Annotated in this window: 8 protein-coding genes and 1 pseudogene; 4 read left to right on the top strand and 5 right to left on the bottom strand. The window is 44.2% G+C overall.

Translation table 11 applies throughout. The features are described 5' to 3' along the window. Positions 1–422: 422 nt before the first annotated feature. Together cysK and VB775_RS10045 are read right to left on the bottom strand one after the other, a co-directional pair. Positions 423–1361 carry a cysteine synthase A gene (gene cysK, locus VB775_RS10050; RefSeq protein WP_281009907.1) on the bottom strand — a complete coding sequence of 313 codons (939 nt, stop codon included), beginning with the start codon at positions 1359–1361 and terminating at the stop codon, positions 423–425. Positions 1362–1366: 5 nt separating this feature from the next. Then, the gene (locus tag VB775_RS10045; RefSeq protein WP_281009908.1) at positions 1367–4060 is read right to left on the bottom strand and encodes a cyclic nucleotide-binding domain-containing protein; all 2694 of its coding nucleotides are present in this window, start codon (positions 4058–4060) and stop codon (positions 1367–1369) included. Positions 4061–4331: 271 nt separating this feature from the next. On the opposite strand from VB775_RS10045, the gene VB775_RS10040 reads away from it, so the two are divergent. The 4 genes from VB775_RS10040 to VB775_RS10025 all read left to right on the top strand — a co-directional run bounded on the left by VB775_RS10040 (position 4332) and on the right by VB775_RS10025 (position 7846). Beyond that, on the top strand, positions 4332–4676 hold the full coding sequence (locus VB775_RS10040; protein ID WP_281009909.1) for a hypothetical protein: 345 nt from the start codon (positions 4332–4334) through the stop codon (positions 4674–4676). 239 nt (positions 4677–4915) lie between these two features. After that, a complete protein-coding gene (locus VB775_RS10035) occupies positions 4916–5335 on the top strand; it encodes a DsrE family protein (protein WP_281009910.1) in 420 nt (139 codons plus the stop codon). Positions 5336–5417: 82 nt separating this feature from the next. Then, entirely contained in the window at positions 5418–6824 is a 1407-nt protein-coding gene (locus tag VB775_RS10030; protein ID WP_281009911.1) for a glutaredoxin family protein, read from the top strand. Between the two features lie 536 nt (positions 6825–7360). Then, entirely contained in the window at positions 7361–7846 is a 486-nt protein-coding gene (locus VB775_RS10025; RefSeq protein ID WP_281009912.1) for a hypothetical protein, read from the top strand. A 144-nt stretch (positions 7847–7990) separates the two neighbouring features. On the opposite strand, the gene katG is transcribed toward VB775_RS10025, so the two are convergent. The 3 genes and pseudogenes from katG to VB775_RS10010 form a co-directional block, all read right to left on the bottom strand. Beyond that, complete coding sequence (gene katG, locus VB775_RS10020; protein ID WP_281009913.1) at positions 7991–10162, bottom strand: catalase/peroxidase HPI; 2172 nt, start codon at positions 10160–10162, stop codon at positions 7991–7993. 408 nt (positions 10163–10570) lie between these two features. Next, on the bottom strand, positions 10571–10756 hold the full coding sequence (locus VB775_RS10015; RefSeq protein ID WP_323216755.1) for a hypothetical protein: 186 nt from the start codon (positions 10754–10756) through the stop codon (positions 10571–10573). Between the two features lie 167 nt (positions 10757–10923). Then, a pseudogene (locus VB775_RS10010) lies at positions 10924–11454 on the bottom strand (histidine phosphatase family protein); the annotation flags it as partial. Between the last annotated feature and the right edge of the window lie 143 nt (positions 11455–11597).

Below are 11597 nucleotides of genomic sequence, written 5' to 3'. Positions count from 1 at the left end.
AGCACGGTCGCTTACCTAAAAGCATTTTTCGTCTTGGTTTTGATTTTCTGCGTCATATCATCTTTGACATCCATCTCAATTCCGAGGCTTTCTTCAACTCCATTAAATTTTTGTCCTGTACTTAGATTTAGCAGGCAAAGGCAGAGAAAAGAGTTCTAAATGGATTTTAGATTGGCATAAGGGAGATTTCGGTGTAATTAATCTAGAAATTGTTTACCCATTCCTGACTGCTCTCGGTTTGTTTATATTGCTTTTTACAGGAATCGTGATGTGGCGTACTATGCAACGTAGTTCTATTACTAAGCATAGGTAAACTTGGGGTAAATACAGGATACATGGTTATCCTGTATTTACTCCTATTTGTGAGATTTACCGCCTAGCCTCTCAGGTTGGGAAAAAGCTGGTGGGGCGATCGCTAAGGATTAATGGACATCATTCCACATAGCAGTACTCAGATAACGCTCCCCTGCACTGGGCTGAACAATCACAATACGTTGATTTTGATATTGAGATCGCCTTCCTATTTGTAAACCTGCATAAACCACCGCGCCTGTGGAAATACCGCTCAAGATTCCTTCCTTTTGGGCTAACTGTTTTCCTATCTCATAGGCTTCGGATTCCGTGACGATCGCAATTTCATCAATTAAATCGACGCGCAAAACATCGGGAATAAAACCTGCGCCAATACCTTGAATATTATGGGGATGGGCGGGTTGACCGCTTAGGACAGCACTAGTTGATGGTTCTACCGCGATTATCTGAATTTGGGGATTTTTTTGTTTGAGATAGCAACCTGCCCCCGTGAGTGTGCCGCCTGTGCCAACGCCCACTACTAGCGCCGCGATCGCGCCATCGGTATCTTCCCATATCTCTACACCTGTGGTGTGGTAATGGATTTTGGGATTAGCGGGATTGCTGAATTGGTGTGGTGAAAAAGCATGGGGAATCGTCATTAATAACTGGTTAGCATGGGCGATCGCTCCTTGCATATCCGAGATCGCAGGAGTCAAGACTACCTCGGCTCCATAGGCTTGCAAAAGTTTTTGTCTTTCCGCACTCATATTGTCTGGCATCGTCAAGATCAAACGATAGCCCTTGACTGCACAGACCATCGCTAAGCCAATGCCTGTATTCCCAGAAGTGGCTTCAATAATTGTGGAATGATGCGGTTGAATTAAGCCAGCCTGCTCTGCTTCGGTGATCATGCTAATGGCAATGCGATCCTTCACGGATTTGGCAGGATTCATTCCTTCCATTTTTAAGACGATTTCGGCAACGCAACCCATTTCCTGCGGTAAGTGATTCAGCCTGAGCAGGGGGGTATGTCCAATAACTTGTGTAATATCGTGATAGATTTTCATGGGGATTAAAAGACCATTACTTGAAAGAAAAAGAAGGTGAAACCTAGCATTAAAACTAAATGGGGGAGATTGCTAAGTAGCGATCGCCCTGTGATTCGTAATAGGGGATAGATGCTAAATATAACGGCGGAAAGAAGAGTCACGCCTTGCAAAAATTGGGCAACTTCTAAACTCCAAGTGAGGGTGAATAGATGCTCACCACTGGAGCCTAAGGTTCTCGCTAAAACTGGTAAGAACCGCCCTGCTTCGGTGACTGCCGCAGGGATGTAATGGGCTAGATTTACCGCTAGGGTGAGGGGCAGATAGGCATAGATCACTCGTAAATATTCGGGTTGCTTAGGGTCAAGCCTACGGGCGATCGCATGGGCTAAATAGGTCAATAGGGCAGGAATACTTAATAAAGCTAGGGCGATCGCTGTACTCGGCAATAAATGGTCAGCATCAACTGGAAAATAACCAAATCCTAACCAATCGAGAATCCTGTGGCTATGGTGCATAAATACACCGCCCAAAAGCAGCAACAGCAAGGCAACTTCTGCACTAAAGGCTTGATGATTTTCCAGTAAATCAGAAGTTGGGAATCGTAAATTTAACTGCACAGAACGATTGGGACAGGCTTTCATGCAGGTCATGCAGAGCATACAGTCGCGGTTATCCTGTAATTGAGCAGGATGGGAATAGAGAGGACAACCCTCCGTAGCCTGCCCTTCCGTGGGGAGAGCATCGGCAAAGGTGACGGCGGTAGCGGCGCTGCCCTTGTAACAACCAAAGGTGCTGCATTGACTGCCACAAACCTGTTGAGTTGCCCGTACTTCCACCATCGCTAGTTTGGCAAACATTCCATTCATGCCGCCAATCGGACAGAGATAGCGACACCAGAGCCGCCGTTCATAAATGAGGCTGCAAATCACGGCTCCTGCGGTAATCGCCAATAATAACCAAGCCGAAAGCGCCGCATGGTGCGGTAAGTCCCATAATTTTTCCCAGAGATAGATTGCTACGAAGCCGCCAAATAGGAACCAAGCGCCCCAACGGTTTAGCCATTGGGTATTCCAAGTTAATTGCTGTCGCGGGAAGAGCCAGAGAGAAAATCGCCTAATCCATTCGGCGGTAATCATAAAGGGACAAACGGCACACCAAAGCCGACCGATAAACACAAACAGAAGTAAATATCCAGGCCACCACCAAGCCCAAAATAGATTCAGGGTGATGCTGCTATCCCTTGCTTGCGGACCAAAGAAACCTGCGATCGTTATAGGGACGAAGAATGCCATCATCACATACCAGATGCCTTCGGGATACCATCGGCTAAGCAAGATTTGGCGTAACCAAGGTGCGTAGGTGAGTAGATCAACACGAAAGGCATTTTTAGAAGATTGCACCGACCAGAGCGCTTGTTCAGAAATTACTGCTTGAGCGATCGGGGTCATGATCGTCGCACGGTGCAAGATTTCGGCTAATTCCGCCAGATTCCCTGGGTAATCATAGCTAATCAATCGCCGCATTTCCGATTGATCTAGTTCCAATAATGGACGATTCTGTTCTTGGCAAAATTGAGAGAGAAAGTAACGGGCAAAATCGGGAATATCGGCTTTGCGCTGTGGCAGGGTAAAGAGTTTGATCGAAATGATATCTAGGTCTGCGGGTAAATCAATTTTGTCTGGAGCTGCCATGATTAGGCGCACCCAAGATTGAATTGATGTCGGTGGTTCAGGGTCGAGCTTACCAGAAACACTCACGCCATGATTGGGTAAGATTGTCCCTGCTTTGAGGTAATGGATTAATCTGAGGCGATCGCCTTCACTCAAAACCTGACAATTATTCAATAACAGCGTTCCCCGTTCCAATAATTCCAGAATTCCTTCCCTTGCACCAATGCGCCCAAACAATAAATCTGTATCTAATCTGCCATCAAGTGATCGCGGCAACTTGGCACAATCTAGCTCAACAAAGGGCTGAGCCGCTAAACCAGAGCGATCGTGAATTAACCCTGCCAGAAAAGTTTTGCCAGTTCCTGCTTGCCCTTGGAAAATGATGGGCTTCAGGGTGGCGGCAGCATGATCGATTTGTTCGCTTAACTTTTGCGTTGCCTTACTGTTACCAATAATGGTTTTATCTTTAGGAACATTCTGAATGTAGGACTGCAACCCTTGAATACGTTGTTGTTCTTTAGCGATGCGGGTACTAAAAGCATTGAGGTCTTGGGCTAAGAGCGTATTGAAGAGATGTTCCAGTTCAGGATGTTGCTGCATCAATTGCCAAAATCTAGCTTGGGGTAGAAACCAGATTTCGCTGTTAGTAATAGCGATCGCCTGAGTTTGATGTTTACCCTCCTTCAGTTTGGCGATTAGGGTCACATAGCCAAATAGATCTCCTGCACTGCGCGGACGAATCTGGGATCTGCCAATTAATGAAGTTCGGTAAATTTCGACGGCTCCCCATTTCATCAAATACAGTCCGATCGCAGGTTGATTGGTTTGATAGATAATCGTGCCTGCTTCCACTTTAAATAAATGCAGCGATCTCGCGATATCTTGCAGAGTGCGATCGGGCAACTGTCCCCAAAGTCGATGAAACCTTAACCAGTTACAGCATTCTGCCTCTGCCTCTAAATCTGGTTGTGGCAAATCCTCTAATCCCGCACCTAGTGATGGGTGTTCTGAAGCAGATAAGGAAAGCAAATTAATTGTAGAAACCATAGTTTCACATTACCATCCAAAATACGAACTCAGGTATTGACTGAAGTATTTCAATTTGTGTCTAAAGATATATTGCCTCACTATATAACAATACAATTATCTAAATACAACAATATAGAGTGCAAAAGTACAAGTTATGCCCTCTATTCTCGTAATACCAAAACTAAAAATAATCATTTTTAGTTTTGAAAACCCTCAATGGGTTTTGTTTTTAATTCACAAAATTGTTGTCACACTTTCGTGAATTAGTATAATTCTAGGAGGTTGACTGATGAAAACTAAACTTTTCACTCAAGAACTTAACACTGGTGATATCACTGTAATCAGTAACTTAACCAGTGTTACGGCAAACTGTACTCGTATTTCACGGGTAGAAGAAGTTCAAGACCACGAGCAAGAAAGTCCCTCTGCTATTTACATTGACTTAACAATTAAACAGTCGGCTAAACTGCATGATGTTTTAGAAGCAACAGAAGAGGTAGATTTGGTAATGAGTTTAGAGGATTCAGTGGAATTAGGCTTGCTTATGGTTGCCATGGGCATGGAACACAAAACGGATGAAAACATCGCCGCAACTATGTCGCGGTTGTCTCAATTGATTGCTGAATATCGTTAATTTAAATTTTGTATTGCTGCCTAAGTACAGGACAAAAAATCAAAAATAGAACGCCAAAATCCCCTGAAATCGTTACTAAGTAAAGCTTTCGGGCTTATTGAGCCAAATCCTTACTGGGAGAGCATTTCAAGCTTTTTGTCCTGTACTTAGATTGCTGCACAAAATACTGAAAAAAATTTGCGGTTTGATTGAACACAATTTGTAGTAATGAATTTCCATTTAAAATAATTAGGTAAATTATGAAACTGCTAAATCTAGTTGCTCCCCTGTTTGTGATTTCTGCCACTGCCGTTGGGATGCCTGCCATTGCAGGGGAAAGAGATCCTCTATTTGTGAATATGACTGCTGACCAACCACATCGCACCACCATGGCGATTCAGTTTTCCAAGAGCCAATTTGAACGCGGTCATCCAGTTACGATTTTTCTAAATGACAAAGGTGTTCTTGTGGGTTCAAAGGCAAATGCGAGGATATACAGAGAACAACAGAGCGCTCTAGCAGAAATCATAAAGCAAGGCGGTGTTGTACTCGTCTGCCCTATGTGCATGAAAAAATATGGTGTTAAGGAATCCGACCTAATTGATGGCGCAAAGATAGGTTCACCAGAACTTACTGGTAATGCTTTATTTAAGGACAACACGCAGACATTATCTTGGTAATCTAGCAATTTTTGCAGTATAAAGCGCTGTAATTTGCAGTTTCAACACAATCATTAACGCAGCCTTAGGATGTCCACTTTGCATGATGATACTTCATTACCTGCAAAAGCAAATTCTTGTTTTAGCTCTTGCTTGTCTTGTGATGTTGACGATTTTTCAGCCATCAGCACAGGCAAGAGTGGGAGTTTTAGATGTTTACTTTTTTCACAGTGAAACTTGTCCCCACTGCCTTCGCCAAAAGCCTTTAATGCAGACGATTGAGACTTACAACAAAGATGTGGATGTCCACTTCATTGAAGTTAATCAAGATCCACAAACTTGGAAGGATTTTAGACAGAAGCATAATATTCCCAATGGAGCAGTGCCTCGAACGTTCGTGGGAAACAAGTCTTTTATTGGCTATAGCGAAAGTGATGGTTCTCTAGAATACAATCCAGTTTATTTTGGTTATATTGGCTATCGCAACCAAATTATCCAAGCGATCGCCAGTGAGATTGGTCATGAAGTGCAACTATCAAAAGCGATCGCTATCTCTACAAGTGCAGCATATCAATTCCCTTGGTGGACAATGGGGATACCATTGGTTTATGCGACGAGTTTCCCTTTCCTCAGAAAGCGATTAGAGCAAGAGCAGAGCAGACGCTATTGGTTGGGAGGATTAGTCGCTACTGTTCTGATGAGCTTGTTTTTAATCATTGGGTTGACTCCAGATACGGCGATCAATCAGTTTGCTCAAGGTCTGCCTTTTCCGATTTTTGTGGCAACTATTTCCTTAGCAGATGGGTTTAATCCTTGTGCTTTTACGGTTTTAATTATTCTGCTCTCGTTGCTCACTTACACCAAGCAAAGGCGAGACATGATCATTGTTGGTGGGACTTTCATCATTACTTCGGCGGTGATGTATTTTCTATTCATCATGCTGATGATCGGGTTGGGTTCTATTTTATTAGAACAATATGGCAAACTTTTTATGTTAGTGCTGGGAATCAGCATTGCGATCGCAGGTATTATTAATCTCAAAGATTATTTTTGGTTCAAACAAGGGGTTTCGCTATCCTTATCTGAAGAACAACAACGTACCATTAGCCAAAAAGCGGGCAAAATCGTTCGTGGTCTAAGAGACTCAGCCGCAGGGCAAATGCAATTTTTAGCAGCATTGGGTGGAACGATATTATTAGCAATTTTCGTAAATCTTGTCGAGCTAGGATGTACAGCTATTTTACCTGCTGTCTATATGACCACTCTAATTAACTACTGTGCCGCGAGTTCACCACAGACAAATTGGTCTTGTTATATTACTTGGACAGCACTCTACGCAATCATCTATATCATTCCGTTATTGCTGATTTTAGGAAACTTTATCTACTCATTTGAATCATCGCGATTTACAGAAAGCCAAGGACGAAGACTCAAGTTAGTAGCAGGGCTGTTTATGGTGTTTTTTGGGATGGTCATGATTTTTCGCCCAGAGCTTTTGATGTTTGGCTAGGACAAATCTAAGAAATAAAATCCAAACCCGTTGAAGCAAGATATGTCTGCTCCAACGGGTTTGGATTAATTATTCTGTTGAGTCACCAAAGCACTGTATGAATTTTTGCTAAATTTTGACAATTCTTACTCCTATATATTTTGAAATCGAGCTAGGATAGAAATAAGACTAAAGGGAGAGAAAATTTATCTTTTTAGTCTTAATCCCGTTAATCAAAACGCCAACAAAAGGAGGTGTTGAGATCGTGAAGGATATAAGATGTCCGTTGATATTTTTGGGTATATTGCTATTGGTTCCATTGGCATTTGTAACAGCCTATCTCTTATGGTCTACCAATCATCTAATTGCTCTCTTAATATTATTTTTAGGAATCTCGGCTGATATTTTAGGAGGATTTAGCATCCTCGACCGAGCGTTAATTCGGGTCTAAGAAACTATTGCCATATTAATCAGTTCACTGACAAATCCCTAAAGCCTAATCCGACATTTTTGTTTTGTCAGTTCAATGATTGGTCTTAGTGCAAATGGAGGCTGTTATGAAAAAAATTATCATTTTCACTATCCTAGTTGCCATGTTTTTTCTAGCCTCGACTCCCGCTTTATTTGCCCAGTCACCCATGACTGGGCTGGGTGGAAATCACTGGAGAATGAGACAATCTGAATCTCCAACTAGAAAAATGCAATCGATAGATCGCTTCAGTATCAACGAAACAGTGGTAGGAGAAGTAGTGGCTATAGATGCCATCACTTCAATGCATCGCATGTCTACTGGAGTGCATTTGCAATTAAAAACAGACATAGGAGTTAGAGAAGTTCGCCTAGCACCAACTTGGTATCTAGACAATCAGGGTTTGCAAATCAAAGTGGGCGATCGCATTGAGGTAAAAGGATTTAAGCTGACGACGGGAAGTGAATCTGTCCTAATCGTCGCCGAAGTATCTAAAGGCGATCGCGTTTTAGTTTTACGAAACGAAGATGGTATTCCTGTTTGGAGTGGGCAGCGCCATACGCCAAACTTATAAATCATTATTTTGACTTGTTATAACTTGCAGAACGCATAACGATCGCATCGGTTTCGGCATTATGACTACTTAGGGTATCTAGAGGAATCAATCTGTGTATCCCCACGATGTCAATCATCGCATCGTGGGGATGCGTCTTGACGGTTAGGCAAGATCAAAGCGATCGGCGTTCATCACCTTCGCCCAAGCTGCCACGAAGTCCTGCACGAACTTTTCTTTGTTGTCATCCTGCGCGTAGACTTCGGCATAGGCACGAAGGATCGAGTTGGAGCCGAAGACAAGATCTACCCGTGTCGCCGTCCATTTAATCTGATCTGTTTTGCGATCGCGGATTTCATACAGATTATTACTAGCTGGCTTCCATGTGTAGTTCATGTCAGTCAGATTCACGAAGAAGTCGTTGGTTAATACGCCTTCGCGATCAGTGAACACACCGTGCTTAGTGCCGCCATAGTTGCTACCCAGCACACGCATACCGCCAACCAGCACCGTCATCTCAGGGGCAGTTAACCCCATCAGTTGGGTGCGATCGAGCATCAGCTCTTCGGCGCTGACGGCATAGCCCTTCTTGAGCCAGTTACGATAGCCGTCATGGAGAGGTTCCAGCACATCAAACGATTCGGTATCGGTCATCTCGTCCGTCGCGTCACCACGACCAGAGCAGAAGGGAACGATAATGTCAAAGCCAGCAGCCTGTGCCGCCTGCTCGATGCCGACGTTACCTGCAAGTACGATAACATCAGCGACACTGGCTCCAGTATCCTCCGCAATGCTTTCGAGTAATGTCAGTACCTTGGTTAGACGTGCAGGCTCGTTGCCTGCCCAACCCTTTTGCGGGGCTAAGCGGATACGAGATCCATTAGCCCCCCCTCGCTTATCCGAACCTCGGAAAGTTCTGGCGCTGTCCCATGCAGTGCATACCATTTCGCTGATGCTCAGACCGCTAGCCGCAATTCTATCCTTTACTACCTGAACATCATAGTTGGTATTCCCCTTAGGAATCGGATCTTGCCAGATCAGATCTTCTTGCGGCAAATCGGGACCGATGTAACGAGTCTTTGGACCCATATCCCGATGTGTCAGCTTGAACCAAGCCCGTGCAAAGACTTCAGCAAAATATTCTGGTTCATTATAGAACCGTTCGGAGATCTTCCGATATGCAGTATCCATCTTCATAGCCATGTCGGCATCGGTCATGACTAGGTTACGGCGGATTGTGGGGTCTTCGACATCAATGGGCTTGTCTTCTTCTCTAACGTTGACGGGTTCCCATTGCCAAGCACCTGCTGGACTCTTCTTCAGTTCCCAGTCGTAATTCAGCAGCATGTGGAAATAGCCGTTATCCCATCGGGTGGGATAGGTTGTCCATGCGCCTTCAATGCCGCTGGTCACGGTGTTACGACCAATGCCGCGCTGGGTCTTGTTGATCCAACCCAAGCCCTGTTCTTCGACATCGGCAGCTTCGGGTTCCGCGCCGAGCATTGCAGCATCACCATTACCGTGGCATTTGCCCACTGTGTGTCCACCAGCAGTGAGGGCGACAGTTTCTTCGTCGTTCATAGCCATACGGGCAAAGGTCACACGCACATCATGGGCAGTCTTGAGTGGGTCGGGATAGCCGTCCACGCCTTCGGGGTTGACGTAGATTAGCCCCATCATCACGGCAGCAAGAGGATTTTCAAGATCCCGTTCGCCAGAATAGCGACTGTGGGGATTGTTACTGCGGGCAAGCCATTCCTTCTCCGAACCCCAGTAGATATCTTTTTCGGGATGCCAGATATCTTCTCGACCAAAGGCAAAGCCGAAGGTCTTTAGTCCCATAGATTCATAGGCGATAGTACCTGCGTAGGTAATCAGATCTGCCCAACTGAGCTTGTTTCCATATTTCATTTTGATCGGCCAGAGCAGACGGCGTGCCTTATCGAGATTGGTGTTATCTGGCCAAGAGTTGATGGGTGCAAAACGCTGATTACCAGTACCCGCTCCGCCGCGACCATCTGCAATACGATAGGTTCCCGCCGCGTGCCAAGTCATGCGGATCATCAGCCCACCATAGTGTCCCCAGTCCGCAGGCCACCAGTCTTGGCTGTCCGTCATCAGTGCGTGCAGGTCTTTTTTGAGCGCGGCTACGTCAAGTTTCTTGACCTCTTCCCGATAGTTGAAGTCTGCTCCCATCGGGTTAGTCTTGCGATCGTGCTGACTTAAAATATCGAGATTAAGTGCCTTGGGCCACCATTCCATGTTCGACATGCTAGTTTTCGTAACACTGCCGTGTATTACTGGGCATTTGCCACTGGTAGTTGTCGTATTATTCATCTTCAGTTTCCTCTCATGGTTTGATGTGCAACTAAAAGTCTGAAAGTCCTGAATCGACGTACTGCACTAATGAACGGTTTGACTTTTCGGTAGCTCAAACAACCTCATGGCAATAGATTAAAAATAGTTACACATCTCAATTATGCATGTATCTTCTATTGTTATGCATAGAACAATATGTTTACCCAAAGTTGTCATTTGGGATTACAACAAGTCTGCTCAAAACACATAATGGCTAAATTGAGAGGCAATCGATATCACCTCTCAACTTAAAAGAAATCTCTCAATATTATCCGCTCCAATAGCGTGTTATGTTCCGATCTCTTAATAATTATTTGTCTGTGAGATCATCGATAACTTCTCGGAACTAAACAACAAAGGAAATTATTTTTGCTGGCTTAAACTTGTCTAAAAATAGATATCTTTAACGAGCGTATCGGTTAGGTATAACTGATATTTATCTATCAAAATACAGCATAATACTCCTAAACCTGTACCGCAAAATTGTCTGCCTATCCCCTCCACAACTGATAAAGTTGAGCCGCCCGCAAAACTGCGCGATCGCTTACAGAAATTTTCGATCAAACAAACCACAAGAAAAAATTTGGGTTTACCGTCAGGTCGAATAGTGAGCTTATTATGCCACTAGGATGCTTCGCCTTAGACTTAATGCTTATAACTTGAATGATGTCTTTAAAACTTCCACAACACTCTCACAAACTTCTGAAAAGGGAGGGATACTTTGCGAATGTAGGCGATCGCTAGTCATTCAGGATTGTTTTGCTGATCACCTCTCCAGTAACATCAAGTTCATAGGCGATCGGTATACCTGTCGCTAGTTCTAATCCTATTACTTCCGATGGACTGAGATGATCTAGCATCATCATGATTGATCGCAGAGAGTTCCCATGAGCCGTAATCAAGACATTATCACCTTGGAGAAGATGAGGCAGAATACGGCTCCTGAAATAAGCATTCACCCGCTTTTGGGTATCTTCTAAACTTTCTCCCCCTGGTGGTCGGACGTTGTAGGATCTACGCCACGCATAAACCTGTTCAACGCCATACTTCTTCGCAGTATCCGCTTTGTTTAAGCCCTGTAAATCACCATAAAATCGCTCATTGAGAGCTTCATTCGTAAAAATGGGAAGTTCTTCCTCTGGGTTGCCATCATAGCTATTCCAGCCATGCCAAATTTGGTCATCCTTTTCATGTTTAATAATCGGAATTTTGCCACCACAAATGTCATCGCGTTCCGTCAAACAAATCATCGCTGTTTCGATCGCCCTTAATTAATCTACTAGTGAAACCTTAGTGGTGCAGAAAACTCAGGAGAGTCTCAAGATGAGACAATGGTAATACGAGCAAATTCGATACGAAAATCTAACTTTTCGCGTTTGGCAATAGAAGCACAGGCAGGTGGAGGATTAGTTCT

Origin of the sequence: Pseudanabaena sp. CCNP1317 (assembly GCF_034931345.1) — a bacterium.
Taxonomy (GTDB): Bacteria; Cyanobacteriota; Cyanobacteriia; order Pseudanabaenales; family Pseudanabaenaceae; genus Pseudanabaena; species Pseudanabaena galeata.
Note: the sequence above shows the minus strand (reverse complement) of the source record. Positions and strands in the feature narration are given on the sequence as shown.